Here is a 24,890-nt window from a genome sequence, read left to right as displayed (position 1 = left end):
GCCAGCGTTCAATCTGAGCCATGATCAAACTCTTCAGTTCAATACTGCTTGGGTTTTTAAGAAACCCTAAACTTGGCTCAGCAATCTCAAATGACTATGTGATTTCTCGCATGGCCACTTGTGATGCTGATAATCTTTGTGACTATCAGTCCGTACTCACAAGCACCCACACGAATTGCTTGATTCGATTTGTTAAAGAGCGTTTGGTTAAGAGCGTTTCGTCTCAACCGAGGCGCGCATTCTACGCTTTCCTCATTTTCTGTCAAGCGTTTATTTTGAAGTTTTTTGCGAGAAACTCGTTTAGCTTCAAACACTTGACTCGCTGCGATCTCTCGTAGCGGGAGGCGAATCATACAGCGTTTAGAAGCACTGTCAACCATCATCTCAACCGCCGGCGATCATTTGATCGTAGCCCTTTCAACTCTTTCTGAACAACCTAACTTGTTGAATTTCAAGAAGTTTGTCGTTCCGATGTCGCTGGAAGTGGGGCGCATTATAAGGGGATTCGAGAGGGCGTCAACCTTTAATTTCATTTATTTGAAATGTTCCAGGCGAAGACCTTATCAAGGCTACCAAGTGCTCGCCACAACACCTTCTGCGCCTATGAGATCGAGCGCCGCCCGCGCGGCGCTTCGCAGCACAAGGCTGCTCCTACATCTGTTTCGGGCCAGTTATTCCTGCGCCATTGGCGCGCGCACCCTGGGTGCATGGCTGGAGATTGATGAAGAGCAGCAGGCGCAACCTTCGATATTGAATGGAACAGACAAGGCGGTCGCGCGCGCCAGGCACAGGATAGACTGGCCAGAAACAGATGTAGGAGCAGCCTTGTGCTGCGAAGCGCCGCGCGGGCGGCGCTCGATCTTGTAAGCGCCAGAGAACCTAAGGCAGCCACCTCTCAAAGCCAATGCCATCTCAAGACAGGCCCATAGCCGCCCTGACGCACACGACAACCAAAAGCCAAAACACCAAACCCCAAAAACAAAGCGGGGAGGCCTGTCGGCCTCCCCGCTTCTGCTTCATCCCTTACAAACTAGGGAACGCAAACTGCGAAGCCTCATGGCTGGCCCGCTGCGGCCAGCGCTGGGTAATCGCCTTGCGACGGGTATAGAAGCGCACACCGTCCGGACCATAGGCATGCAGGTCACCGAACAGCGAGCGCTTCCAGCCACCAAAGCTGTGGTAGGCCACCGGTACCGGCAGCGGTACGTTCACACCGACCATGCCCACTTCGATCTCGTCACAGAACAGGCGCGCCGCTTCACCGTCACGGGTGAAGATGCAGGTGCCGTTGCCGTACTCGTGATCGTTGATCAGTTGCATGGCCTGCTCCAGGCTGTTCACACGCACTACGCACAGCACCGGGCCGAAGATCTCTTCCTTATAGATGCGCATCTCTGGGGTCACCTTGTCGAACAGGGTGCCACCGACGAAATAGCCATCCTCATTACCGGCCACACGGAAACCACGACCATCCACCACCAGCTTGGCGCCAGCAGCAACACCGTCATCGATGTAGCCCACTACCTTGTCACGGGCAGCAGCCGTCACCAGCGGCCCCATGTCCAGGCCGCACGAGGTGCCGGCCCCAATCTTCAGTGCCTTGATCTGCGGTTCCAGCTTGGCAATCAGGGCGTCAGCCACCTGGTCACCCACGCATACCGCCACCGAAATGGCCATGCAACGCTCGCCGCACGAACCGTAGGCCGCCCCCATCAGTGCGCTCACGGCATTGTCCAGGTCGGCATCCGGCATCAGCACCGCATGGTTCTTCGCACCACCCAGGGCCTGCACACGCTTGCCGCGCTTGGTGCCTTCAGCATAAATGTACTCGGCGATCGGAGTCGAACCGACGAAGCTCAGGGCCTTCACTTCCGGCGCTTCGATCAGCGCATCCACCGCTTCCTTGTCGCCATGCACCACGTTGAGGATACCCTTCGGAAGGCCGGCTTCCAGCAGCAGCTGGGCGATGAACAGAGTCGAGCTCGGGTCGCGCTCGGAAGGCTTGAGGATGAAGGCGTTGCCGCAGGCGATGGCCAGTGGGTACATCCACAGCGGCACCATGGCCGGGAAGTTGAACGGGGTGATACCGGCAACCACGCCCAGCGGCTGGAAGTCGGACCAGGCATCGATGTTCGGGCCGACGTTGCGGCTGTACTCGCCTTTGAGCACTTCCGGCGCGGCGCAGGCGAATTCGACGTTCTCGATGCCACGCTTCAGTTCGCCGGCAGCATCTTCCAGAGTCTTGCCGTGCTCTTCGCTGATCATCTGCGAGATTCGTGCTTCGTTCTGCTCCAGCAGTTGCTTGAAGCGGAACATCACCTGGGCGCGCTTGGCCGGTGGGGTGTTGCGCCAGGCCGGGAAGGCAGCCTTGGCCGAGTCGATCGCTTCCTGCACGGTCGCGCGGCTGGCCAACTCGACCTTGCGCACGGCCTGGCCGGTGGACGGGTTGAAGACATCGGCGGTGCGCTCACCCTTGGTAACCAGTTCGCCATGGATCAGGTGCTGAACAATGCTCATGCAAAACTCCAGATAAAGAAGGTTGAGGCAGGCGCGCGATGCGTTCACGCGCCAGGCATCAGAATCGGAAAGATCAGTCGATCAGGTTCAGGGTTTCGCCCACTGCGTCGAACAGGCGGTCCAGCTCCTGCGGCGTGGTGTTGAAGGTTGGGCCGAACTGCAGGGTGTCGCCACCGAAGCGTACATAGAAGCCTTTCTTCCACAGTTTCATCGCCGCCTCGTACGGACGCACGATGGCATCACCGTCGCGGGCAGCGATCTGGATCGCGCCGGCCAGGCCGTAGTTGCGGATATCGACGATGTTCTTGGTGCCCTTCACGCCATGCAGCAGCTTCTCGAAGTGCGGCGCCAGCTCGGCGGCGGCCTGCACCAGGTTTTCCTTCTGCAGCAAGTCCAGCGCGGCGATACCGGCGGCGCAGGCTACCGGGTGGGCCGAGTAGGTGTAGCCGTGCGGGAATTCCACGGCGTACTCGGGGGTCGGCTGGTTCATGAAGGTCTGGTAGATCTCGCTGCTGGCGATAACCGCGCCCATCGGGATGGCGCCGTTGGTCACCTGCTTGGCGATGCACATAAGGTCCGGGGTCACGCCGAAGGCTTCGGAGCCAGTCATCGCGCCCATGCGGCCGAAGCCGGTAATCACTTCGTCGAAGATCAGCAAGATGTTGTGCTGGGTGCAGATTTCACGCAGGCGCTTCAGGTAACCCTTCGGCGGCGGCAGAACACCAGCCGAACCCGCCAGCGGCTCGACGATCACGGCAGCGATGTTGGAGGCGTCGTGCAGCTCGATCAGCTTGAGCATCTCGTCAGCGAGGGCAATACCACCCTCTTCCGGCATGCCTTTGGAAAAGGCGTTGACCGGCAGCACGGTGTGAGGCAGATGGTCGACATCCAGCAGCTGACCGAACAGCTTGCGGTTACCGTTGACGCCACCGAGGCTGGTGCCGGCGATGTTCACGCCGTGGTAGCCGCGAGCACGGCCGATGATCTTGGTCTTGGTCGCCTGGCCTTTCAGGCGCCAGTAGGCACGCACCATCTTCAGCGCGGTGTCGGCACACTCGGAACCGGAGTTGGTATAGAACACATGGTTCAGGTCGCCCGGGGTAAGTTCGGTGATCTTCTCGGCCAGCTGGAACGACAGCGGGTGGCCGAACTGGAAGGCCGGGGAGTAGTCCAGTGTGCCGATCTGGCGAGCCACCGCTTCGGTGATTTCCTTGCGGGTGTGCCCGGCGCCGCAGGTCCACAAACCGGACAGGGCATCGAAGATCTTGCGCCCCTGGTCGTCAAACAGGTAGCTGCCTTCGGCCGCCACGATCAGGCGTGGGTCGCGCTGGAAGTTGCGGTTGGCGGTGTAGGGCATCCAGTGCGCATCCAGCTTGAGCTGGCTGGCGATACCGGCGGGGGCGGTTTCGGGCATGTTCATCGGCGGTTCCTCGGAAGACGATTAGGCAACGATGGATGTTGTTGCAGCTAAATTGGCACGGCGATAAAGTCTGGAAAAGCCAACATTTCTAATCTTCAGACAGGCCCTGACTAAACTAATGAGCCGACGCCCCGATCCACTCGCCCAAGTCAGCGATTTTGACATCCGTCTGCTGAAGATCTATCGCAGTGTCGTAGAGTGTGGCGGTTTCTCGGCCGCGGAAAACGTGCTGGGCATTGGCCGTTCGGCCATCAGCCAGCAAATGAACGACCTTGAGCAACGCCTTGGCCTTCGCCTGTGCCAGCGCGGACGCGCCGGGTTCTCGCTGACCGAGGAAGGCCGCGAGGTCTACCACTCGGCGCTGCAACTGCTCAGCGCTCTGGAAAGCTTTCGCACCGAGGTCAACGGCCTGCACCAGCATTTGCGTGGCGAGCTGAACATTGGCCTGACCGACAACCTGGTGACCCTGCCACACATGCGCATTACCCATGCCCTGGCCGAGCTCAAGGACCGCGGCCCCGATGTGCGCATCCAGATCCGCATGATCGCACCCAGCCAGGTCGAGCACGGCGTGCTTGATGGTAGCCTGCATGTCGGCGTGGTGCCGCAGACCAGCCCGCTGTCGGGCCTCGAGTACCAGCCGCTGTACAGTGAGCGCTCGCTGCTGTACTGCGCAGTCGGCCACCCGCTGTTCTATGCCGATGACCAGCAGATCGACGACGACCGCCTCAACAGCCAGGAAGCCATCACCCCCACCTTCCGCCTGCCGGCCGAAATCCAGGCGCATTACCAGGCACTGAATTGCACGGCCAGTGCTTCGGACCGCGAAGGCATGGCGTTTCTCATCCTTACCGGGCGCTACATCGGCTACCTGCCAGACCACTACGCCACGTTCTGGGTGCAGCAAGGCCGCTTGCGTGCCCTCAAGCCCCGGGAACGCTTCTATGACCTGAGTCTCAGCTGGGTAACGCGCAAGGGCCGGCGGCCGAACCTGGTACTGGAAAGCTTCCTCGAAAGCCTGGCTGCGACACGCTGATGCCAGTCTGTGCCGCAAACGCTTGTCACTTCGGCACAGGCAGGTAATCTTGTCCGACAGCCGCAGCCACTGACCCGTACGGAATCGTCCATGACCCTAGAAGTCCCTGCGCATCGCCTCTCCGCCTCGGGCAAGCCCGCGGGCCGCATCCGCCAGAAGAACGAACAGGCCATTATCCAGGCCGCCGAAGACGAGTTTGCCCGCCATGGTTTCAAGGGCACCAGCATGAACACCATCGCCCTCAAGGCGGGGTTGCCCAAGGCCAATCTGCATTACTACTTCACCAACAAGCTGGGCCTGTACATTGCCGTACTCAGCAACATCATCGAGTTGTGGGACAGCACCTTCAACGCCTTGAGCGTCGACGACGACCCGGGCGAAGCCCTGAGCCAGTACATCCGCACCAAGATGGAGTTCTCCCGGCGCAACCCGCAAGCCTCGCGGATCTTCGCCATGGAGGTGATCAGCGGTGGCACCTGCCTGAGCGAGTACTTCAGTGCCGACTACCGCGAATGGTTCCGCGGACGGGCCGCGGTGTTCCAGGCCTGGATCGAAGCCGGAAAGATGGACCCGGTCGACCCGGTGCACCTGATCTTCTTGCTGTGGGGCAGCACCCAGCACTACGCCGACTTCGCCACCCAGATCTGCCAGGTGACCGGCCGCAGCCGCCTGACCAAGCAGGACATGGAAGACGCGAGCAACAATCTTATCCACATCATTTTGAAGGGCTGCGGCATAAAGCCGGCTGCCTGATCGTCATTTATGCCTTCTACCTTGCTCGACCTCTGCGAGTATCGCGAGGAAATCCGCAAAAGCCGCTTCATCACCCTGGCCGGGCCGATCAGCAGTGCCGCCGACGCGATGAGTTTCATCGAACGCCACAGCGACCTGGCCGCCACCCACAACTGCTGGGCCTGGAAGCTTGGCGCCCAGTACCGCAGCAGCGATGACGGCGAACCTGGCGGTACCGCGGGGCGGCCAATCCTCGCGGCCATCGAAGCGCAGGACTGCGACCAGGTGGTAGTGCTGGTGATCCGCTGGTACGGCGGTATCCAGCTGGGCACCGGCGGCCTGGCCAGGGCCTATGGCGGCGGTGCCAACAAGTGCCTGCAACAGGCACCCAAGCGGCTGCTGGTGCAGCGCAGCGAATTCACCTGCAGTTGCAGTTTCAGCGAACTGGCGCTGGTGAAGCTGCGCCTGGCGGAGGTTGACGGCCTGGTCCTGGATGAGCAGTTCACCGCCAATGGCGTGGACCTGTTGATTGCACTCGGTGACGCCCACCTGGCGCCACTGCAGCAGCAGTTGGCCGACTTGAGCCGCGGGCGCATTCTGCTCGAAGCACGCTGAACATTGCCCACAACAACTGTGGGCCGGCCTGTGGATAAGCTTGGGGCATTCGCTTGCAGGCAGCATTAATCAAGGGCTACAGAGGCTTGATCATATTTTGATCACCATTTGATGACAGCCGCAAACCGTTGATGCTCCTGACGTTATCCCCAGGTCCACAGCCTGCGTAGCCCTGCACAGCCATCTGCGCTTGCACACAATAACTGTGGACCAGCTTGTGGATAACCCGTGCGCCAACAAGCCGAAGGCCACGCCCCACAAGGGCCTGACGCAACTGGTGATTTTTCGTACAGCCCACAACGAGGCGCTCGGCACCACAGTGCATTATCCTCAATATCCTTCTTCGAACCGATCACGGAGCGCATCCAAATGGCTAACGCAAAAACCGCACTCATCATCGGCGCCTCGCGCGGGCTGGGCCTGGGCCTGGTGCAACGCCTGCAGGAAGACGGCTGGACCATCACCGCCACCGTGCGCAACCCGCAGCAGCCCGGCGCCCTGGCGGACGTGCCCGGCGTGCGCATCGAACAGCTGGAAATGAACGACACGGCCCAGCTCGATGGCCTCAAGCAACGCCTGCAAGACCAAGTCTTCGACCTGGTGTTCATCAACGCCGGGGTCATGGGGCCTCTGCCGCAAGACCTGGAGACGGTGCAGAACAAGGACATCGGCGACCTGTTCATGACCAACGCCGTGGCGCCAATCCGCGTGGCCCGCCGCCTGGTCGGCCAGGTACGCGAGGGCAGCGGCGTGCTGGCCTTCATGAGCTCGATCCTGGGCAGCGTGACCATCCCCGACGGCGGCGAAATCTGCCTGTACAAGGCCAGCAAGGCGGCCCTGAACTCGATGATCAACAGCTTCGTCGTCGAGCAACAACGCCCCGACCTTTGCGTATTGGCCATGCACCCTGGCTGGGTGAAAACCGACATGGGCGGTGAAAACGCCGAGATCGACGTGCTGACCAGCACCCGCGGCATGCTTGAACAGATCAAGGCGCAAAGCGGCAACGGCGGCCTGCGCTTCATCAACTACAAGGGCGAACCCTTGGTCTGGTGATTCACCAGGTCGCAGCCTGGCCGTGCGCAATGCCCGGCCAGGCTCTGTAGAATGGCGGCAACCGTACCTGATCGAGATGACCCACCATGTATGACTGGTTGAACGCCCTGCCCAAGGCCGAACTGCACCTGCACCTGGAAGGCTCGCTGGAGCCCGAGCTGCTGTTCGCCCTGGCCGAGCGCAACAAGATCGCCCTGCCCTGGGCCGATGTGGAGACCTTGCGCGGTGCCTATGCCTTCAACAACCTGCAGGAGTTCCTGGACCTGTATTACCAGGGCGCCGACGTGCTGCGCACCGAGCAGGACTTCTACGACCTGACCTGGGCCTACCTGCAACGCTGCAAGGCGCAGAACGTGATCCACACCGAACCGTTCTTCGACCCACAGACCCATACCGACCGCGGCATCCCCTTCGAGATGGTGCTCAACGGCATCAACCAGGCGTTGAAGGACGGTCGCGAACAACTGGGCATCAGCAGTGGCCTGATCCTCAGCTTCCTGCGCCACCTCAGCGAAGATGAAGCACAGAAAACCCTCGACCAGGCCCTGCCATTCCGCGATGCGTTCATCGCCGTTGGCCTGGACAGCTCGGAAATGGGGCACCCACCGAGCAAGTTCCAGCGCGTGTTCGACCGCGCCCGCAGCGAAGGCCTGGTCGCCGTTGCCCATGCCGGCGAGGAAGGCCCGCCCGAGTACATCTGGGAAGCCCTGGACCTGCTGAAGGTCAAGCGTATCGACCACGGTGTGCGCGCCATCGAGGACGAGCGCCTGATGCAGCGCATCATCGACGAGCAGATCCCGCTCACGGTGTGCCCGCTGTCGAACACCAAACTGTGCGTGTTCGACCACATGAGCCAGCACAACATCCTCGAGATGCTCGAGCGCGGCGTGAAGGTCACGGTCAACTCTGACGACCCGGCCTACTTCGGCGGCTATGTCACCGAAAACTTCCACGCCCTGTACACCCATCTGGGTATGACCGAAGACCAGGCCCGTCGACTGGCCCAGAACAGCCTGGATGCCCGGCTGGCCTGAATGACCTGACGGCGACATATCTGTGGCGCCGTCAACCTACCTGCAACGTCGGCACGCGGGCAATGCGATTGATCTGCTGGATACCCAACGCAGAAATATGCAATGCCCGCGAGTCCTCGGCCTCGCGCATCCAGCCAGATTGCAGGAACAGCCGGAACAAGGCCTGCCCCAGTACGCCACCCAGGTGCGGCCCCTGGTCGTTCCACTCGGTGCAGCGGCAGATCACACAGCCACGTTGCTGGTGCGGCGCCAAGGCATCGATGTAGACCCCGACCAAAGCCAACTGCCTCCGCCCCTCTTCGCTTACCATCAACTGCCGACCACTACCCTCCAGCCAGCCGGCCACCACCAGACGGTGATACAGTTCACCGGCCAGTTCCCCACCCAGGTGATCGCCACAGCGACGCGCCCTGCGTATCGACATGGGTAGCGGTGATACCGGTGCCTTGGCCCGCTCCCCCCTGGCACTCTCCAACTGGACACTGGCCAGGGCCTCCACCGCCGCCCCGACTTGCGGGGTGGCCAGCCGGAAGTAGCGCTTGCGCCCCCGCGCTTCGTGCCGGAGCAAACCGGCGGACGACAACAACGAAAGGTGAGCGCAGGCCGATGACGAGGTCAGGCCTGTCATTACCGCGAGCTCGTTGGCCAGCCGCGGCGTGCCATCGATCAATGCCCACAACATGGCACTGCGCTTGGGGTCGGCCATCAGGCTGGCAATCTGGCTGATACTGCTGGCTGCGTTCATGTCCCTGTAACTCCCTGCAAGTTCACTGTGTGGATGCGATGGCCACCCCTGGCAGGGAAGCGCCTCTCGCTGGCACTGGCCTGGTTCGCCAGTATAAGCCGCAAAAAACGCCATTCAGGCAGCGCCGCGCAGTGGTGCCACAGGCAAAATACCACTGGGTATGCCTACCCATGGCAAGCAGTGAAACAGTGCGTGAAAGCTGCCCGGACCGCGTGGGCAAGCAGCCCGGCACACATGGCAGGAGCCCGGGAACGACAGGCGGAAAAAACACCGGATGCAACTTCGGACGCGGCCGACAAGCAATTTCCACAAGTAGCGCAAGCCAAAGCGAAGGTTCCACGTGCTTCCGGGCATTGCACCCCAAGCTGGAAAAAACATGTAGAAAACGTTCTTGCCGACCGTCAGTCAGGACACTGATGCAGGTCATGGCGGGCAGAAAGTGCAGCGCTACACTTCATCCGCTCTCCCCCTTTGGAGGTATGCCGCGATGAAAATTGTCGTCAGTGCGTCGAGCCGAAACCCCGCTTGCCCCTGGCAGGTCCAGCTCGATCAACACGTGGTCAGTTTCCGCAGCGAGGCCGAGGCGCGTGCCTTCGTCGCCACGCTGGAAACCCGTCTGCAGGCACCTCACCCGCTTATGCGGGAGCCTTGGCCGGCAAGCGTCGGGTCAGCAGCGCGACACTGACCACCAGCGCCCCGCACAGGCTGATCACCAGCGCCATCGGTACCGCACTGCCATCATGCAGCAGCCCCACCAGCGCTGCTGCGCCGGCGGCGACGCTGAACTGCAGGCAGCCCATCAGCGCCGAGGCACTGCCGGCCCGCGCCCCCTGCCCGCTCATGGCACAGGCAGAGGCGTTGGGGATGATGCAGCCGAGGCTGGAGATGCAGACGAACAGCGGGACCAGCAGTGGCCACAGCTGTGTTGGCCGCGTTGCCGCCACGGCCAGCAACACCAGGCCCGCAGCCAGGTACAGCCACACCGCACGCGCCAACAGAAATGCCGGCCCGCGCTTGGCCAGCAAGCGTGCATTCACCTGCGCCACCAGGATGAAGCCGGCGGCATTGGTGCCGAACAACCAGCCGTAATGCTCGGCCGGCACGCCATAGAGCTTGATGAACACGAAAGGCGAACCGGCGATGTAGGCAAACATGCCGGCGATGGCGATACCACCGGTCAGGGCATGGCCGACGAACACCCGGTCAGCGAACAGGCGCAAGTACTGGCGCATGGCGCCAGACAGCGGTTGCCGCGGTATGTGCTCGGGCAGGCTTTCCGGCAGGCCCAGGCTGACCGCCAACAGGCAGCCGGCACTGAACAGGCTCAGGGCGAGGAAGATCGATTGCCAGCCGGCCACGTTCACCAGCACCCCGCCCAGCATCGGTGCCAGGATTGGCGCCAGGCCCATGACCAGCATCAGCTGCGAGAACACTTTGGCCGAGGCCACCGGGTCGCACTTGTCACTGACGATGGCCCGCGAAAGCACCATCCCGGCGCAACCGCCCAACGCCTGGACAAACCGCGCCAGCACCAGGGTATCGAGGTTGGGGGCATAGGCACAGACCAGTGACGCCAGGGTGAACAGGGTCACCCCGAACATCAGCGGCTTGCGTCGGCCAAAGCGGTCAGCCACCGGCCCGTAGGCCAGTTGCCCGATGGACAGGCCAAGGAAGTAGGCGGCCAAAGTGGCCTGGACGTGTTTTTCATCGGTGGCGAACGCCTGCGCCATGGCCGGGAAGGCGGGCAGGTAGAAGTCGATCGCCAAGGGCCCGAACGCACTGAGTGCGCCCAGGATGAGCACCATTCGCAGGTTCATCAGGAATCCATAGCAGGCTAAGCAAGTGCTCGATTCTACCTGCTGTGGGCCCTATCGACATGAAAACATTTGCAACAATACAGGCCCTCGCGCGGCCCCTGTAGGAGCGGCCTTGTGTCGCGATGGGCCGCAAAGCGGCCCCAGCAAGTCATGCATCGATGCCAATATCCTGGGGCCGCCTTGCGGCCCATCGCGACACAAGGCCGCTCCTACAGAGTTCAGCGCATAGCCTGATCAGGCTACGTCGGCCTGATAACCCTCATCGCGAATGGCCGTGAGGATCTGCTCCTGAGCCAACTCGCTCTGCACCCGTACCTGCCTGGCCGCCAGATCGACCTCCACCTTGGCCGCGGCATCCTGCTCCTGCACTGCCCGGGTCAAGGCTTTCACGCAATGGCCACAGGTCATGCCTTGTACATTGAACACTTGCATGGGGGTTACCTCCTTCAGGTTTTCCACAAGTCTCAAGCTTGCCATCGGGGCAAGGTCAAGACTTGCCGACACCAGCCGGGGTGGAAATCCGCGCGCGCGTCGGCCAAGCTGCGCCTTTGATGATCAGGCAAGCAGGAGATTCTTCATGTTCAGGGCAGCATTGGGCGTCGTCGGGCTATTGAGCACGCTGGCTGCAGTGCCACCGGCCAGCGCCGAGGGCAACTCGGACTACAGCGTGCTGATCATTTCCCGGGAGCGTCTGGAAGTGGCCACCAGTTGCGAGATCGGCATCTACCTCAACGACCAGCTCTCCGGGCGCGTGTTCCAGGAGCAGTCCACCTCGTTCAACCTGCCGCCCGGCCCGGTGGACGTGCGCCTGCGCCTGCTGCCCGGGCAAATGCCCGGCTGCGCCCCGGGTGTCGAGGACCAACGCAGCACGCGATTGAACCTGCAGGCGGGCCAGATCAACAAATACCGCATCGCCATGGGGCAATATGGGCTGGAGTTGAAGCGAGCCGGCCTGGGCTATTGACCTTACCTGCGTGGCAAGGTTGATGCTGGAGGCCTGTCCAAGGAGGAGAGCCATGCCCGCATCCACCACATACGACCTGCCGATCTCCGGCATGACCTGCGCCAGTTGTGCCGGCCGGGTCGAACGCGCCCTGCGCAAGGTCACCGGCACTGAACAGGTCAGCGTCAACCTCGCCACCGAACAGGCCCGGGTCCAGGCCCCGGCCAACAGTCTGCCCGCGCTGGTCGAGGCCATACGCGAAGCCGGCTACGGCGTGCCCACCCGCACCGTCGAACTGCAGATTGGCGGCATGACCTGCGCCAGTTGCGTCGGCCGCGTAGAGCGCGCTCTCGGCAAGCTGCCGGGTGTTGAACGGGTCAGCGTCAACCTGGCCAGCGAACGCGCGCACCTCGAAGTGCTCGCGGCCCTCGACGACAACCTGCTGATCGACGCCGTGCAAAAGGCCGGCTATAGCGCCAGCCTGCCGCAAGTCGCCAGGGACGACCAGCATGCCGCCCAACGCCGCCTGCGTAACGAACGCCTGGCGGTCGGCGCAGCATTGCTGCTCGCCCTGCCGCTGGTGGTACCAATGGTGGTGCAGCCGTTTGGCGTGCACTGGATGTTGCCAGCGTGGGTGCAGTTCCTGCTGGCCACACCGGTGCAGTTCATTCTCGGCGCGCGGTTCTACGTGGCCGCCTGGAAGGCCGTGCGCGCAGGTACCGGCAACATGGACCTGCTGGTGGCTTTGGGTACCAGCGCCGGCTACGGCTTGAGCCTGTACCAGTGGGCGCAAGCCCCCGCCGGCATGGCCCCTCACCTGTACTTCGAAGCTTCGGCCGTGGTGATTGCCCTGGTGCTGCTGGGCAAGTACCTGGAAAGCCGTGCCAAGCGCCAGACCGCCAGCGCCATCCGTGCCCTCGAGGCCCTGCGCCCGGAACGGGCCGTGCGCCTGGTCGATGGCCGGGAAGAAGACGTGGCCATTGCCCAACTGCGCCTCGGCGACCTGGTACTGGTCAAACCCGGCGAGCGCTTCCCGGTCGATGGCGTGGTGGAAGACGGCAGCAGCCATGCCGATGAAGCCTTGATCAGCGGCGAGAGCCTGCCGGTGCCCAAGCAGCCCGGCGACAGCGTCACCGGTGGCGCCATCAACGGCGAAGGCCGGCTGCTGGTACGCACCCAGGCACTGGGCACAGAAACCGTGCTGGCACGCATCATCCGCCTGGTGGAAGACGCCCAGGCGGCCAAGGCACCGATCCAGAAGTTGGTCGACCGGGTCAGCCAGGTATTCGTCCCGGCCGTGCTGGTACTGGCGCTGATCACCCTGGTCGGTTGGTGGCTGGCCGGCGCGCCGCTGGAAACCGCGCTGATCAATGCCGTCGCGGTACTGGTCATCGCCTGCCCCTGCGCCCTCGGCCTGGCCACACCCGCCGCGATCATGGCCGGCACCGGGGTCGCCGCCCGCCATGGCATCCTGATCAAGGACGCCGAAGCCCTGGAGCGCGCCCATGCGGTCAACCGCGTGGTGTTCGACAAGACCGGCACCCTCACCTCCGGCAGCCCACGCGTTGTCCACAGCCAGGCGCAGGTGGGCAGCAGCGCCGACCTGCACCGCCTGGCCGGTGCCCTGCAGCGCGGCAGCGAACACCCGCTGGCCAAGGCGGTACTGGATGCCTGTGCCGAACAGGGCCTGGACGTGCCTGGCGTTACCGACAGCCAGTCGCTGACCGGGCGTGGTATTGCCGGGCGCGTGGAAGGCCGCGAGTTGGCTTTGGGCAACCGCCGTTTGCTCGATGAAAGCGCCCTGCTACCCGGCGACCTGGCCGCCAAGGCCCTGGCCTGGGAAGCCGAAGGGCGCACCCTGTCATGGCTTGTCGAACGCGGCGCGCAGCCGCGTGTGCTGGGCCTGTTCGCCTTTGGTGACAGCCTCAAGCCCGGCGCCGCGCAGGCAATCGATACCCTGCATGCGCAACACATCAGCAGCCACCTGCTGACCGGCGACAACCGCGGCAGCGCCAAAGTGGTGGCCGATGCCCTGGGCATCGACGACGTGCATGCCGAAGTGCTGCCGGCCGACAAGGCCGCGACCGTGGCCGCGCTCAAGCAGGATGGCGTGGTCGCCATGGTCGGTGATGGCATCAATGATGCGCCGGCGCTGGCCGCCGCCGATATCGGCATTGCCATGGGGGGCGGTACCGACGTGGCCATGCAGGCCGCCGGCATCACCCTGATGCGCGGCGACCCACGCCTGGTACCGGCCGCCCTGGAGATCAGCCGCAAGACCTATGCGAAGATCCGCCAGAACCTGTTCTGGGCGTTCATCTATAACCTGATCGGCATCCCGCTGGCCGCGCTGGGTTACCTCAACCCGGTACTGGCCGGCGCCGCCATGGCCCTGTCCAGCGTCAGCGTGGTGAGCAACGCGCTGTGGCTCAAGGCGTGGAAACCCACCAGCAACACCCAGGAGGCCCCATGAACATAGGCCAGGCCGCCCGCCGCAGCGGGCTCAGCACCAAGATGATCCGTTACTACGAGTCCATCGGCCTGCTCAAACCCGCCACGCGCAGTGACAGCGGCTACCGCCTTTACCAGGCGGAAGACTTGCACAGCCTGGCCTTCATCAAGCGCTCCCGCGACCTGGGCTTTTCCCTCGAGGAGGTCGGCAAGCTGTTGACCTTGTGGCAGGACCGCCAGCGTGCCAGCGCCGATGTGAAAGCGCTGGCCATGCAACACATCGATGAGCTGAACCGGCGCATTGAAGAGCTGGTGAGCCTGCGCGACACCCTTGGCGAACTGGTATCGCACTGCCAGGGAGACGAGCGCCCGGACTGCCCGATCCTCAAGGATCTGGCCAATGGCTCTGCTAATGGCTGCTGTCACTGAGCCACCCGCAACGTTTGGTATGCCATATACGTCCAAACACGACCGAATAGTCACCAACTGCGACTTTATCCAATAAATACGGGCGTTTTCCTACATTAAACCCGGATGCTGCCGATGCAATTGTTACCTGCCTCGTGTGTCGAAAATAACAAATCCGGGAGCGTCGATGAGCATCAAACAGAAACTGACCTGGGCATTCGCGGTCATCGCCGGCTTGCCCATAATCCTTGTGGCCACCCTGGTGGTCCTCAACCTGCGTGGCGAAGCCCGCGACGGATTCCTCGATGGCAGCAGCCGGGAAATCCGCCAGGTCAGCAACGCGATGAACATCTTCTTCCAGGGCATCAACCAGAATGTCGAGTACCTGGCTGCGCAGCCGATGGTCGCCGCCACGGGTAGCGAACTGAACAAGTACATGAGCGCAACCCCGTCCTACGAATTGGGCGACCAGGCCAACAAGCTGCTGGAGTTCATGACCCGCCTGGCCACCACGCATCCCAGCTATGCGTACCTGTCCTACGGGGTGAATGACGGTGGCTATGTCGGCTGGCCGGCCGGGCAGAAGTTCGTCAATTACGACCCGCGCACCCGACCCTGGTACCAATTGGCAATGGCCAACCCCGGCAAGACCTTGCGTACCGGCGCCTACTACTGGGCTGCCGACGACGCCGTGCTGGTCAGCACCGTGCGCACCGTCGCCAACCAATTGGGCAACCCTGGCGGCGTGGTCAACGTCGACGTCTCGCTCAAAGGCCTCACCGAGATCGTCCAGCAGATCAAGCTGGGCGAAAGCGGCTACGTGCTACTGGTGGAAAACAACGGCAACGTATTGGTCGACCCTCGTGACGCCAAGCATAACTTCAAGCAACTGGCGAGCTTTGGCGACGGGTACGCCGAGCTGGCCAAGCACGGCAAGGGGCTGGCCGAAGTGGAGCTGAATGGCGTGCGCTACATGGCCAACATCTACCCGGACGAACAGCTGGGCTGGACCCTGATCGGCCTGATCGAACAAAGCGAAGTGATGCAGACCACCACCCGCCTGACCTGGCTGATCGGCGTGGTGGCCCTGGTACTGGCCGCGCTGTTCGCCGTGGTCGGTGCCACCTTCGCCAAGCTGATCGTACGCCCGATCAACAGCGTCACCAGCGGCCTGGAAGATATCGCCCAGGGCGAGGGCGACCTGACCCGCAACCTGGAAATCCGTGGCCGCGACGAAACCGCACAACTGGCCAGCTGGTTCAACCAGTTCCTCGGTGCCATTCGCAGCCTGATCCAGCACATCGGTGCTGCCGCCAGCAAGATCCTCAGCACCTCCAGCAGCTCGACCCGCGTTTCCAGCGACATGGCCGAAGCAGCAGGCCGCCAGCGCGAAGCGGTGGACATGGTCTCAACCGCCTTCCACGAAATGGTCGCCACCGCCAACGAAGTGGCACGTTCCTGCAGCCAGGCGGCGCAATCGGCCGACAGCGGCCAGCAACAGGCCCGCGAAGGCCAGCAGCAGATCGATGCCGCGGTACATAGCGTTGACCGCCTGAGCCAGGAGATCGAGCAGTCGGCGCAGTCGATCCAGCAACTGGAGCGTGACAGCAACGCCATCCAGTCGATCCTCGGCACCATTCGCTCGATTGCCGAGCAGACCAACCTGCTGGCGCTCAACGCCGCCATCGAAGCGGCCCGTGCCGGCGAGCAGGGCCGTGGCTTTGCCGTGGTTGCCGACGAAGTGCGGGCGCTGGCCAAGCGCACTGCCGACTCCACCGCCGAGATCGACGGCCTGCTGGGCAACCTGGCCAGCCGCACTGCCGAAGTGGCCGCACAGATGCACGCCAGCCTGGAGGTTTCGCAGCAGTCGGTGAGCCGCATCGGCCTGGCCCGTGACAGCTTCGGGCAGATCCGCGAGTCGGTGGATGTGATCCGCGACATGAACACCCAGATTGCCACGGCGGCCGAAGAGCAGCACCAGGTGGCCGAAGACATCAACCGGCACATCAGCCAGATTCACGGCGATGCGCAGCTGGTGGCCGAACTGGCCCAGGCGGCGCGGATGGATTCGGAGAGCCTGGCCGGGTTGTCCAATGAGCTGGATGCACTGGTGCGCAGGTTCCGTACCTGATGTGTTGCCTGCGCTGGCCTCTTCGCGGGTGAACCCGCTCCCACAGGGATCACCGCAGCTTTGCAAGCTGTGCAGTACCTGTGGGAGCGGGCGTGCCCGCGAAGAGGCCGGCACAGGCGACCAATCACTAAAGCCTCAATTCTCCCGGCGTCGCGCCGAACAATTGCTTGAATGCCGCAATGTAAGCCGAGGTGGAGTCATACCCACACCCCAACGCCGCCTCGGTCACACTCTCCCCGGCCTCCAGCAGCGCCAGCGACGATAACAGCCGCATACGCTGCCGCCAGTTGCGAAAACTCAAGCCCGTCTCCCGCTGGAACAGCCGCATCAGCGTCTTCTCCGAGCAACCCAACTCTCGCGCCCACTGCTGCAAGGTCTGCGACTGGTCCGGTGCAGCGATCAGACCATTGCACAGCGCCAGCAACCCCGGGTGCCGTGGCAGTGGCAACGAAAAGCCGACTTCGGGCAGCATGCGCAACTGGTCGAGCAGCACCGCCACCAGCCGCGCCTCGGCACTGTCACCCTCCGGGTAGTCTGCCGGGAACAGGCAGAACTGCTTGATAAGTTCGCGCGCCAACGGGGTCACTTCCAGTACCCGGCATTGCTCCGGGGCCCACGGGCAGGCATCCCGGCGCACGTAAAGGCTGCGCATTTCGGCCTGCATAGAGGTGACCACTTCGTGTTCGGCATCGGCTGGTATCCACACGCCCCACTGGGGCGGGGCGAAGTAGCTGCCTTCCTGGGTATACACCCCGAGGACGCCGCTGATGGCATAGGAAAACTGCACCCAGTCGTGCTGGTGGCGGGTGGTCCAGGAGCCGGCGCCAAGACTTTCGGCTCGTGCATAGAGCGGCCTGGGCAGATGGTCCAGCGCCGGAATGGGGCGGGGGTGTCCGATGATGGGCATGGTGGTTTCTTTTAGTTCTGACCAGACAAGCCTAACAGCTCAGCGCTCGACGATGACGGTCACCCCCTGCCCACCCGCAGCGCAGATCGATATCAACCCCCGACCCTTCCCCGACCTCGCCAGCAGCTTGGCCAGGTTGGCCAATATCCGCCCCCCGGTCGCGGCAAACGGGTGCCCGGCCGCCAGCGAACTGCCCTTGACGTTGAGCTTGCTGCGGTCAATCGCCCCGAGCGGCGCATCCAGCCCCAGCCGTTCGCGGCAATAATCGGCATCTTCCCAGGCCTTGAGCGTGCACAGCACCTGGGCAGCAAAGGCTTCGTGAATCTCGTAATAGTCAAAGTCCTGCAGCGTCAGGCCATTGCGCGCCAACAGCCGCGGCACCGCATACACCGGCGCCATCAGCAGCCCTTCGCGACCAGTAACGAAATCCACCGCAGCGGTTTCACCATCGACCAGATAGGCCAGCACCGACAGCCCCTGCTGCTCGGCCCATTCCTCGCTGCCCAGCAACACCAGCGAAGCACCATCGGTCAGCGGTGTGGAGTTGCCCGCCGTCAGCGTGCCCTGCCCGCTGCGGTCGAAGGCTGGCTTGAGCTTGGCCAATTGTTCCAGGGTCAGGTCGGGGCGCAGGTTGTTATCACGGGTCAAAGACAGAAACGGCGTCAGCAGGTCATCCTGCCACCCTTCGGCGTACGCGGCAGCCAGCGCCTGGTGGCTCAGCAGCGCCAGCTCGTCCTGCTCGGCACGGCCAATGCGCCAGGCCTGGGCCATGCGTTCGCAATGCTCGCCCATAGACAAACCGGTGCGCGGCTCACCGTTGCGCGGTAATTCGGGTTTCAGGTGGTGAGGACGCAGCTTGAGAAATGGCTTGAGCCGTTCGCCCAGGCTCTTGCCACGGTTGGCCTGCAACAGGATGTGGCGCAGGCCTTCGCTGACCGCAATCGGCGCATCGGAGGTGGTGTCCACGCCGCCGGCTATGCCGCAGTCGATCTGCCCCAGGGCAATCTTGTTGGCCACCAGCAGTGCCGCCTCTAGCCCCGTCCCGCAGGCTTGCTGGATGTCATAGGCTGGCGTCAGCGGCGACAGGCGCGAACCCAGCACGCACTCACGTGTCAGGTTCATGTCTCGTGAGTGCTTGAGCACAGCGCCAGCCACCACCTCCCCCACGCGCAACCCATGCAGGCGGTAGCGTTCGATCAGCCCTTCGAGGGCGACGGTTAGCATCGCCTGGTTGCTGGCCGTGGCGTAGGCGCCATTGGAACGGGCGAAGGGAATTCGGTTGCCGCCCAGGATCGCGACCCGGCGAAGTGAACGCATGCGCTTGTTCCTCCTGAAACAATTTGATCCGTACAGCCTAGGTGTTTTTACCGCATTCGAACGACCTTGCCACAAAGTTGGTCCACACTTTCAAGCTTGCCTTCCGGGAGACCCACTCATGAGCGATCGCTACCTCGGCTTTGCCAACTCCAACCTCGGCCGCCGCCTTGTGGATGCCCTTGGCCTGCCACGTCCAGCGCCGCTGGAGCGTTGGCAGGCAGGCCGCCTGCGCCCGGTCGAAGGTGCCCTGGTACTGGGTGGCGGGCCACTGGCGAGCCAGGTCGAAGCCATTGCCCCGCGCCTGACCGACACGCTTTACAGCTTCAATACCGACAACCTCCAGGCCGAAGCATGGGTGGCTGGTCTGGGGCCGAAGATCAAGGCCGTGGTATTCGATGCCAGTCACCTGTCCGACAGCGACGCGTTGAAGCAGTTGCGCGAATTTTTCCAGCCACTGCTGCGCAGCCTGGCATCGTGCGCCCATGTGGTGCTGCTGGGCCGCGCGCCAGAAAGCCTCGACGACCCGTTGGCCAGCATTGCCCAACGAGCCCTGGAAGGCTTCAGCCGCTCGCTGGCCAAGGAACTGCGCAACGGTGCGACCGCGCAGTTGCTGTATGTCGGGCCCGGCGCGGAAGACCAGCTGGAAGGTGCCCTGCGCTTCTTCCTCTCGCCCAAAAGCTCCTTCATCTCCGGCCAGGTGCTGCGCCTGCATGCCTGCGCCAGCCAGGTCGAGGACTGGACCCGGCCGCTGGCTGGGCGCCGCGCCCTGGTAACCGGTGCCGCGCGCGGCATCGGTGCCGCCATTGCCGAAACCCTGGCCCGGGACGGTGCCGACGTACTGCTGCTGGATGTGCCGCAAGCCAGCCAGGACCTAGACGCCCTGGCCGCGCGCCTGGGTGGCAAGGCGCTGCCCTTGGACATCTGCGCCGGCGACGCGGCAACGCAACTGCTTGCGGCCCTGCCCGACGGCGTCGACATCGTGGTGCACAACGCCGGTATCACACGCGACAAGACCCTGGCCAACATGACCCCGGAATACTGGGACGCGGTGCTGGCGGTAAACCTCAAGGCACCGCAGGTGCTGACACAGGCGCTGTACGACAACGGCGCCCTGGGTGAAAACGCGCGCATCACCCTGCTGGCCTCGGTCAGCGGTATCGCCGGCAACCGCGGGCAGGCCAACTATGCCGCGAGCAAGGCCGGGCTGATCGGCCTGGCCCAGGCGTGGGCGCCCCGGCTCGCCGAGCGCGGCGGCAGCATCAATGCCGTGGCACCCGGTTTCATCGAAACCCACATGACCGCCGCCATGCCCATGGGCCTGCGCGAGGCCGGGCGACGCTTGAGTTCGCTTGGCCAGGGCGGCCGCCCGCAGGATGTCGCCGAAGCCATCGCCTGGCTCAGCCAGCCGGGCTCCGGTGCAGTCAACGGCCAGGTGCTGCGGGTATGCGGCCAGGCCTTGATGGGGGCCTGAACATGAGCCGACACTGGCACGACCTGCACAGCCCGGCTTCGCGCGCCAGCCTGTACCTGCGCGCAGCAAGCAAGCGCACCATCAGCGGCGACCAGCTGCCGGACGACGGCCTGCGCTGTTTCATTCGCGTCCAGTCGGGCAACCTGGCCGCCTATCGTCGGCTGTGCCACTTCACCGACGATGGCCGCCTGCCGGGTACTTATCCACATGTCATGGCGTTCACGCTGCAGCTGCAGTTGATGACCGCGCCAAACTTCCCCTTCCCGCTGCTCGGCCTGGTGCACCTGCACAACCGCGTCGAGGTGCTGCGCCCGCTGGGCGGTATCGAAGGGCTGCGCTTTGCGGTGCATGCAGGCAATCTGCAAACGCATGCCAAGGGCGGCACCTTCGACCTGGTCACCGAAGCCGAAGACGGCATCGGCCTGCTCTGGCGCGAGACCAGCCGTATGCTGGTGCGCGGGCTGAAGCTGGAAAGCCAGGCAGGTGAGCCTGCCGAGGACGAACCGCAAGCGCTGCAAGAGGCGACCCGCTGGTACGCCGACAGCGATATCGGCCGGCGTTATGCCAAGGTTTGCGGGGACTACAACCCGATCCACCTCAGCGCGGCCAGTGCGCGGCTGTTCGGCTTCCCCACGGCCATTGCCCATGGCATGTGGAGCAAGGCCATGACCCTGGCGGCACTGCGCGGGCACCTGCCGCACAGTGGCTATGCCTTCGAGGTGGATTTCCGCAAGCCGGTGCGGTTGCCATCGGAGGTGGTGCTCGGTGCCAGTGAAGCGGGGGCTGCGGGAAAGCTGCGGCTGGATGGCCATGGAGGGGTACTGCATATGGTCGGGCGCTGGGCACCTTTGTAGGAGCGGCCTTGTGTCGCGATGGGCCGCAAAGCGGCCCCGGCGATGTCAGCGGCGAAGCTGATAATTTGCGGCCGCTTCGCGCCCCATCGCGACACAAGGCCGCTCCTACAGGGACCATGCCTGTCTTGGCGGTATACGCTTGCTTTGCATCGGGCCTGCGCAGAAGCTATGCAGCATTAGGAGACCCCCGATGAACCTGCAAGAACTCACCCAACGCCTGCACCAGATCCGCGACAACAACGACTGGCGCGGCTTTCACAGCCCGAAGAACCTCGCCATGGCCGCCAGTGTCGAAATGGCCGAGCTGGTGGAAATCTTCCAGTGGCTGAGCGAAGACCAATCGCGCCAGCTGCCAGCCGATAAGCTGGCCCATGCCGGCCAGGAAATCGGCGATGTGGTGCTCTACCTGTTGCTGCTGTGCAGCGAACTTGGCCTGGACATGGACCAGGTAGTGCGAGCCAAGCTGGCCGACAGCGAGAGGCGCTTCGCCCGATGAACGACCGTCACTTCGATGAGCTGGCTACCCGCTTTGCCGAAAAGATCTACGGCGGCGCCAAGGGCGCGATCCGCCTGGCCGTGCTGCAGGCCGACCTGGCCGAAGCCCTGCCTGACCGCCCGCTGCGCATCCTCGACATCGGTGCCGGGTTGGGTCACATGGCTTTGTGGCTGGCCCAGCGCGGCCACCAGCTGACCCTGGCCGAACCCGCCGCGCCGATGCTCGACGGCGCACGGGCGCGCTTTGCCGAAGCCGGCCAACCGGCCACCTTCATACAGGCCCCCTGGCAAGACCTGCTTGGCCAGCTGACCGAACCCTACGATCTGGTGCTATGCCACGCAGTACTCGAGTGGCTGGCCGAGCCCGAAAGCATCCTGCCGGTGCTGCACCAGCTCACGGCCCCTTCCGGGTGGCTGTCGCTGGCCTTCTACAACCGAGACGCCCTGGTCTATCGCAACCTGCTCAAGGGCCATTTCCGCAAGTTGCGCAGCAACCGGCTGGAAGGTGAAAAGCAGAGCCTGACCCCGCAAAAACCGCTTGATCCACGGGAACTCAGGGCGCAACTTGATCCTATGTGGCAGGTTGAAAGCGAAAGTGGCGTGCGGGTGTTCCACGACTACATGCCCAAGGAATTCCAAGGCAAGGCCGAGCTGCTCGACCTGCTGGAAATGGAACTGGCCTACCGTCGCCACCCCAGCTTCGCCGGGCTCGGCCGCTACCTGCACTGGGTCTGCCGCCCCCGTTGACCTGCCCGCCGGGAGGAATACATGCCGTACCGTCTGTTGTGCCTGGCCGTGCTGCCGCTTGCCCTGGCTGGCTGCCAGGGCAGCAACCCCTACGTGGCCAGCAGCCGCCCGTTACCACCGGCACCGGCCCAGGCGGCCAGCACCTTCGATGCCAGTGCCTACCCGACACCGGCCCGTGATTACGGGCACTACCGTAGCTGGAGCTGGCTCAACGGCCAGTTGCCCAGTGGCTCGGTCGATACCGACCCGGCGCAACTGGCCGATGCCGTCAGCGGCGCACTGGACCAGCATGGCCTGCGTCCCGCCCGGGGCGGCCCCGGCGACTTGCTGGTCAGCGCCGACATACGCCTGGAAAAGCGCTTGCGCCAGGTACGTGACTACGATGCCTACGACCCTTACTACGGCCCGTATCCCTATGGCGGTGTCGGCTATGGCGGCTACCGCCATGGCTATGGGGGCTATGCCAGCGTGCCCATAGTGCGCACCTACGAAGTGCAGGTGATGGTGGTGCGTATCGACCTGTACGACGCCCGCAGCGGCCAGCCGGTATGGAGTGCCAGTGCCGAAAGCGGCAGCGACAAGGACTCGCCGCGTGAACGCGAAAGCGCCCTGCGCGATTCTGTGCACAAGGCGCTCAACGGCTATCCTCCCAGTTGATATCCAACGGAGAACCATCATGTTGCGCCGTCTCGTTCTACTGTCATTCGCGTTGTTGCTCGCCGCCTGCTCCAGCAATAACGTCCAGCAGGATTTCGATGCCAGCCGTGACTTTGCCGCCTACCGCAGCTGGGCATGGCAGGAACCGGGCCTGCAGTACCGCCCGGACGATCCACGAATCAAGAGCGACCTGACCGAGCAGCGCATTCGCCAGGCAGTCGCAAGCCAACTCGACCAGCGTGGCCTGCGCCCGGTACAAGGCGGCGCCCGGCCGGACGTGACAGTGCGCGCGTACCTGATCGTCGAGCAGCGCCAGCAACAGATCACCACCAACTACGGCGGTGGCTGGGGAGGCTACTGGGGTGGCCCGATGTACAACGAAACTCGCAGCGTCGACTACAAGGTCGCCACTATCCAGATCGACCTGTTCGATGGGCGTGACGGCAAGCTGGTGTGGCGCGGCAGTGCCGAGCAGATCATGAACAACTACCCGCCAAGCCCCGAGGAACGCAACAGCGCGATCCAGAACACCGTGACCAAGGTGTTGGCCAACTACCCGCCGGGGAGCAAGAAGTAACACCGAGCGCGGTTATGCAGGCACCGCAGCCCCTGTGGGAGCGGGTTTACCCGCGAAGAAAACAACGCGGTGCATGGCACCGGCTTTGCCGGTGTTCGCGGGTGAACCCGCTCCCACAAGGGTCGCCTGCGAGGCCTGTTTCAACAGCGACAAAATCCATCCCGGCCACGCCTTTTTCCCTCTCCCGCTCCACTCCCCGCAGGTTCCCGTCTATCTTCACTTAAGGAAACCTGACTGACCGGGTAGATGTGTTCAACATTTGGGAAGGGCGACCTGCCAATGCAAAGCATTGTTCTCCTGCTGTGGCTTGCCTTGTGCTCCGAACAGGACGTGCGTCAACGCCAGATATCCAACATGCTCACCCTGGGTGTGGCTGCCTGCGCCCTGGCTTGGCTTTTCGCCACTGGCCGCAGCTGGATCGGCGCCGATGCCAGCGATGCAGGCTGGGCGCTGGCCATCGTCATGCTGCTGACCCTGCCCGGCTACATGCTCGGCCGTTTCGGTGCCGATGACGTCAAGCTGATGGGCGCCCTGGCCCTGGCCACCAGCCCGCAATACGTACTTGGCACCTTCATCGGCGCCGGTGTCAGCGTGCTGCTGTGGCTGCTCACCCGCCGGCGCCTGTGGACGTTGCTCAACCCCAAGGTAAAAAAGCGCTTGCAGGCCTTGACCGAGGAGATGGGTGACAAGCAGGCGTTCGTCCCCTATGTGCTCACCGGTTTTCTTTTGACTGCTGTATGGATCCAGTGAGCAATCTCGTGGTCCGATGGCTGTACAGAATTTGTAATTTGTACAAATCCACTACCCCCGACTATTTTTATTTTGCAGAGCGCTGTGCGACACGTGTAACGTGTCTCCCGTCCCAAGCTGTAGGGTCAGCTTGAGAGATTCCCAAAGGAATCAAATACTTGGGTATCCATCCCCTTGAACCAAAACCCGCCCAGAGGTCCCTCGCCTTAA

At 63.4% G+C, this 24,890-nt stretch carries 25 protein-coding genes and 1 pseudogene; 19 read left to right on the top strand and 7 right to left on the bottom strand.

Annotation, left to right across the window (positions count from 1 at the left end; translation table 11 throughout):
- Nucleotides 1-402: 402 nt before the first annotated feature.
- Nucleotides 403-867 carry a hypothetical protein gene (locus WM94_RS30230; protein WP_156485991.1) on the top strand — a complete coding sequence of 155 codons (465 nt, stop codon included), beginning with the start codon at nt 403-405 and terminating at the stop codon, nt 865-867.
- 156 nt (nt 868-1,023) lie between these two features.
- On the opposite strand, the gene WM94_RS21535 is transcribed toward WM94_RS30230, so the two are convergent.
- Nucleotides 1,024-2,517 carry a CoA-acylating methylmalonate-semialdehyde dehydrogenase gene (locus tag WM94_RS21535; protein ID WP_023662877.1) on the bottom strand — a complete coding sequence of 498 codons (1,494 nt, stop codon included), beginning with the start codon at nt 2,515-2,517 and terminating at the stop codon, nt 1,024-1,026.
- A 73-nt stretch (nt 2,518-2,590) separates the two neighbouring features.
- On the bottom strand, nt 2,591-3,937 hold the full coding sequence (locus WM94_RS21530) for an aspartate aminotransferase family protein (RefSeq protein WP_013970744.1): 1,347 nt from the start codon (nt 3,935-3,937) through the stop codon (nt 2,591-2,593).
- Between the two features lie 118 nt (nt 3,938-4,055).
- Here WM94_RS21530 and WM94_RS21525 point away from each other — a divergent pair, with 118 nt between their 5' ends.
- From WM94_RS21525 to WM94_RS21505, 5 genes are all read left to right on the top strand, one after another.
- A complete protein-coding gene (locus tag WM94_RS21525) occupies nt 4,056-4,973 on the top strand; it encodes a LysR family transcriptional regulator (protein WP_013970743.1) in 918 nt (305 codons plus the stop codon).
- 90 nt (nt 4,974-5,063) lie between these two features.
- Complete coding sequence (locus WM94_RS21520) at nt 5,064-5,726, top strand: TetR/AcrR family transcriptional regulator (protein WP_003257076.1); 663 nt, start codon at nt 5,064-5,066, stop codon at nt 5,724-5,726.
- 9 nt (nt 5,727-5,735) lie between these two features.
- On the top strand, nt 5,736-6,320 hold the full coding sequence (locus WM94_RS21515) for a YigZ family protein (RefSeq protein ID WP_016484768.1): 585 nt from the start codon (nt 5,736-5,738) through the stop codon (nt 6,318-6,320).
- A 369-nt stretch (nt 6,321-6,689) separates the two neighbouring features.
- A complete protein-coding gene (locus tag WM94_RS21510; protein WP_013970741.1) occupies nt 6,690-7,376 on the top strand; it encodes an SDR family oxidoreductase in 687 nt (228 codons plus the stop codon).
- An 86-nt stretch (nt 7,377-7,462) separates the two neighbouring features.
- On the top strand, nt 7,463-8,410 hold the full coding sequence (locus WM94_RS21505) for an adenosine deaminase (RefSeq protein WP_061552088.1): 948 nt from the start codon (nt 7,463-7,465) through the stop codon (nt 8,408-8,410).
- 31 nt (nt 8,411-8,441) lie between these two features.
- On the opposite strand, the gene WM94_RS21500 is transcribed toward WM94_RS21505, so the two are convergent.
- Nucleotides 8,442-9,155, bottom strand: a complete 714-nt coding sequence (locus tag WM94_RS21500) for a helix-turn-helix transcriptional regulator (RefSeq protein ID WP_061552087.1) — start codon at nt 9,153-9,155, stop codon at nt 8,442-8,444.
- Nucleotides 9,156-9,642: 487 nt separating this feature from the next.
- On the opposite strand from WM94_RS21500, the gene WM94_RS30865 reads away from it, so the two are divergent.
- Nucleotides 9,643-9,840 carry a hypothetical protein gene (locus WM94_RS30865; protein ID WP_075044510.1) on the top strand — a complete coding sequence of 66 codons (198 nt, stop codon included), beginning with the start codon at nt 9,643-9,645 and terminating at the stop codon, nt 9,838-9,840.
- Here the strand turns inward: WM94_RS30865 and WM94_RS21495 are convergent.
- Both WM94_RS21495 and WM94_RS21490 read right to left on the bottom strand, forming a co-directional pair.
- Nucleotides 9,791-10,972 carry a multidrug effflux MFS transporter gene (locus WM94_RS21495; RefSeq protein WP_061552086.1) on the bottom strand — a complete coding sequence of 394 codons (1,182 nt, stop codon included), beginning with the start codon at nt 10,970-10,972 and terminating at the stop codon, nt 9,791-9,793. The genes WM94_RS30865 and WM94_RS21495 overlap by 50 nt on opposite strands.
- Before the next feature lie 234 nt (nt 10,973-11,206).
- The gene (locus WM94_RS21490) at nt 11,207-11,404 is read right to left on the bottom strand and encodes a heavy-metal-associated domain-containing protein (RefSeq protein WP_061552085.1); all 198 of its coding nucleotides are present in this window, start codon (nt 11,402-11,404) and stop codon (nt 11,207-11,209) included.
- A 145-nt stretch (nt 11,405-11,549) separates the two neighbouring features.
- Here WM94_RS21490 and WM94_RS21485 point away from each other — a divergent pair, with 145 nt between their 5' ends.
- From WM94_RS21485 to WM94_RS31195, 5 genes and pseudogenes are all read left to right on the top strand, one after another.
- The gene (locus tag WM94_RS21485; protein ID WP_061303955.1) at nt 11,550-11,936 is read left to right on the top strand and encodes a hypothetical protein; all 387 of its coding nucleotides are present in this window, start codon (nt 11,550-11,552) and stop codon (nt 11,934-11,936) included.
- Nucleotides 11,937-11,988: 52 nt separating this feature from the next.
- Complete coding sequence (locus tag WM94_RS21480) at nt 11,989-14,388, top strand: heavy metal translocating P-type ATPase (protein ID WP_061552084.1); 2,400 nt, start codon at nt 11,989-11,991, stop codon at nt 14,386-14,388.
- Nucleotides 14,385-14,795 (top strand): Cu(I)-responsive transcriptional regulator, encoded by a 411-nt coding sequence (cueR, locus tag WM94_RS21475; RefSeq protein WP_061303951.1) that lies wholly within the window; start codon nt 14,385-14,387, stop codon nt 14,793-14,795. Before WM94_RS21480 ends, cueR begins: the two co-directional genes overlap by 4 nt.
- A 166-nt stretch (nt 14,796-14,961) precedes the next feature.
- Nucleotides 14,962-16,047, top strand: a pseudogene (locus WM94_RS31200) (cache domain-containing protein); the annotation flags it as partial.
- A gap of 90 nt (nt 16,048-16,137) precedes the next feature.
- The gene (locus WM94_RS31195; protein WP_371033815.1) at nt 16,138-16,905 is read left to right on the top strand and encodes a methyl-accepting chemotaxis protein; all 768 of its coding nucleotides are present in this window, start codon (nt 16,138-16,140) and stop codon (nt 16,903-16,905) included.
- A 127-nt stretch (nt 16,906-17,032) separates the two neighbouring features.
- Here WM94_RS31195 and WM94_RS21465 read toward each other — a convergent pair whose 3' ends face one another.
- The gene (locus WM94_RS21465; protein ID WP_039614661.1) at nt 17,033-17,812 is read right to left on the bottom strand and encodes a helix-turn-helix transcriptional regulator; all 780 of its coding nucleotides are present in this window, start codon (nt 17,810-17,812) and stop codon (nt 17,033-17,035) included.
- Between the two features lie 39 nt (nt 17,813-17,851).
- Nucleotides 17,852-19,129 carry an acetyl-CoA C-acetyltransferase gene (locus WM94_RS21460; protein ID WP_061552082.1) on the bottom strand — a complete coding sequence of 426 codons (1,278 nt, stop codon included), beginning with the start codon at nt 19,127-19,129 and terminating at the stop codon, nt 17,852-17,854.
- 118 nt (nt 19,130-19,247) lie between these two features.
- Between WM94_RS21460 and WM94_RS21455 the strand changes: the two genes are divergently transcribed.
- The 7 genes from WM94_RS21455 (at nt 19,248) to WM94_RS21425 (ending at nt 24,680) form a co-directional block, all read left to right on the top strand.
- Complete coding sequence (locus tag WM94_RS21455; RefSeq protein WP_061552081.1) at nt 19,248-20,600, top strand: 3-oxoacyl-ACP reductase; 1,353 nt, start codon at nt 19,248-19,250, stop codon at nt 20,598-20,600.
- A gap of 2 nt (nt 20,601-20,602) precedes the next feature.
- Nucleotides 20,603-21,454 (top strand): MaoC/PaaZ C-terminal domain-containing protein, encoded by an 852-nt coding sequence (locus tag WM94_RS21450; RefSeq protein WP_061552089.1) that lies wholly within the window; start codon nt 20,603-20,605, stop codon nt 21,452-21,454.
- A 190-nt stretch (nt 21,455-21,644) separates the two neighbouring features.
- Nucleotides 21,645-21,950, top strand: coding sequence for a MazG-like family protein (locus WM94_RS21445; protein WP_013970728.1), 306 nt, complete (start codon nt 21,645-21,647; stop codon nt 21,948-21,950).
- Nucleotides 21,947-22,696 carry a methyltransferase domain-containing protein gene (locus WM94_RS21440; protein ID WP_015268825.1) on the top strand — a complete coding sequence of 250 codons (750 nt, stop codon included), beginning with the start codon at nt 21,947-21,949 and terminating at the stop codon, nt 22,694-22,696. The genes WM94_RS21445 and WM94_RS21440 overlap by 4 nt, the downstream gene beginning before the upstream one ends.
- A 21-nt stretch (nt 22,697-22,717) precedes the next feature.
- Nucleotides 22,718-23,353: a DUF4136 domain-containing protein gene (locus WM94_RS21435; protein ID WP_003257064.1), complete on the top strand. Its 636-nt coding sequence runs from the start codon at nt 22,718-22,720 to the stop codon at nt 23,351-23,353.
- A 19-nt stretch (nt 23,354-23,372) separates the two neighbouring features.
- Nucleotides 23,373-23,930: a DUF4136 domain-containing protein gene (locus WM94_RS21430; protein ID WP_061552080.1), complete on the top strand. Its 558-nt coding sequence runs from the start codon at nt 23,373-23,375 to the stop codon at nt 23,928-23,930.
- Between the two features lie 279 nt (nt 23,931-24,209).
- Nucleotides 24,210-24,680 carry a prepilin peptidase gene (locus WM94_RS21425; RefSeq protein WP_013970724.1) on the top strand — a complete coding sequence of 157 codons (471 nt, stop codon included), beginning with the start codon at nt 24,210-24,212 and terminating at the stop codon, nt 24,678-24,680.
- Nucleotides 24,681-24,890: the final 210 nt, after the last annotated feature.

Origin of the sequence: Pseudomonas sp. ABFPK, assembly GCF_001586765.1 — a bacterium.
GTDB lineage: Bacteria > Pseudomonadota > Gammaproteobacteria > Pseudomonadales > Pseudomonadaceae > Aquipseudomonas > Aquipseudomonas asiatica.
This window is presented reverse-complemented; position numbering and strand designations above follow the sequence as displayed.

Excerpts from the sequence above, each read along its gene's own strand:
- WM94_RS31195 (WP_371033815.1), top strand. The coding sequence starts at position 16,138 with ATGGCCGAAGCAGCAGGCCGCCAGCGCGAAGCGGTGGACATGGTCTCA.
- WM94_RS21495 (WP_061552086.1), bottom strand. The coding sequence starts at position 10,972 with ATGAACCTGCGAATGGTGCTCATCCTGGGCGCACTCAGTGCGTTCGGG.
- WM94_RS21480 (WP_061552084.1), top strand. The coding sequence starts at position 11,989 with ATGCCCGCATCCACCACATACGACCTGCCGATCTCCGGCATGACCTGC.
- WM94_RS21520 (WP_003257076.1), top strand. The coding sequence starts at position 5,064 with ATGACCCTAGAAGTCCCTGCGCATCGCCTCTCCGCCTCGGGCAAGCCC.
- WM94_RS21430 (WP_061552080.1), top strand. The coding sequence starts at position 23,373 with ATGTTGCGCCGTCTCGTTCTACTGTCATTCGCGTTGTTGCTCGCCGCC.
- WM94_RS21440 (WP_015268825.1), top strand. The coding sequence starts at position 21,947 with ATGAACGACCGTCACTTCGATGAGCTGGCTACCCGCTTTGCCGAAAAG.
- WM94_RS30865 (WP_075044510.1), top strand. The coding sequence starts at position 9,643 with ATGAAAATTGTCGTCAGTGCGTCGAGCCGAAACCCCGCTTGCCCCTGG.
- WM94_RS21460 (WP_061552082.1), bottom strand. The coding sequence starts at position 19,129 with ATGCGTTCACTTCGCCGGGTCGCGATCCTGGGCGGCAACCGAATTCCC.
- WM94_RS21490 (WP_061552085.1), bottom strand. The coding sequence starts at position 11,404 with ATGCAAGTGTTCAATGTACAAGGCATGACCTGTGGCCATTGCGTGAAA.
- WM94_RS21525 (WP_013970743.1), top strand. The coding sequence starts at position 4,056 with ATGAGCCGACGCCCCGATCCACTCGCCCAAGTCAGCGATTTTGACATC.
- WM94_RS21435 (WP_003257064.1), top strand. The coding sequence starts at position 22,718 with ATGCCGTACCGTCTGTTGTGCCTGGCCGTGCTGCCGCTTGCCCTGGCT.
- WM94_RS21450 (WP_061552089.1), top strand. The coding sequence starts at position 20,603 with ATGAGCCGACACTGGCACGACCTGCACAGCCCGGCTTCGCGCGCCAGC.
- WM94_RS21500 (WP_061552087.1), bottom strand. The coding sequence starts at position 9,155 with ATGAACGCAGCCAGCAGTATCAGCCAGATTGCCAGCCTGATGGCCGAC.
- WM94_RS21425 (WP_013970724.1), top strand. The coding sequence starts at position 24,210 with ATGCAAAGCATTGTTCTCCTGCTGTGGCTTGCCTTGTGCTCCGAACAG.
- WM94_RS21530 (WP_013970744.1), bottom strand. The coding sequence starts at position 3,937 with ATGAACATGCCCGAAACCGCCCCCGCCGGTATCGCCAGCCAGCTCAAG.
- WM94_RS21510 (WP_013970741.1), top strand. The coding sequence starts at position 6,690 with ATGGCTAACGCAAAAACCGCACTCATCATCGGCGCCTCGCGCGGGCTG.
- WM94_RS21465 (WP_039614661.1), bottom strand. The coding sequence starts at position 17,812 with ATGCCCATCATCGGACACCCCCGCCCCATTCCGGCGCTGGACCATCTG.
- cueR (WP_061303951.1), top strand. The coding sequence starts at position 14,385 with ATGAACATAGGCCAGGCCGCCCGCCGCAGCGGGCTCAGCACCAAGATG.
- WM94_RS21515 (WP_016484768.1), top strand. The coding sequence starts at position 5,736 with ATGCCTTCTACCTTGCTCGACCTCTGCGAGTATCGCGAGGAAATCCGC.
- WM94_RS21455 (WP_061552081.1), top strand. The coding sequence starts at position 19,248 with ATGAGCGATCGCTACCTCGGCTTTGCCAACTCCAACCTCGGCCGCCGC.
- WM94_RS21505 (WP_061552088.1), top strand. The coding sequence starts at position 7,463 with ATGTATGACTGGTTGAACGCCCTGCCCAAGGCCGAACTGCACCTGCAC.
- WM94_RS21485 (WP_061303955.1), top strand. The coding sequence starts at position 11,550 with ATGTTCAGGGCAGCATTGGGCGTCGTCGGGCTATTGAGCACGCTGGCT.
- WM94_RS21445 (WP_013970728.1), top strand. The coding sequence starts at position 21,645 with ATGAACCTGCAAGAACTCACCCAACGCCTGCACCAGATCCGCGACAAC.
- WM94_RS21535 (WP_023662877.1), bottom strand. The coding sequence starts at position 2,517 with ATGAGCATTGTTCAGCACCTGATCCATGGCGAACTGGTTACCAAGGGT.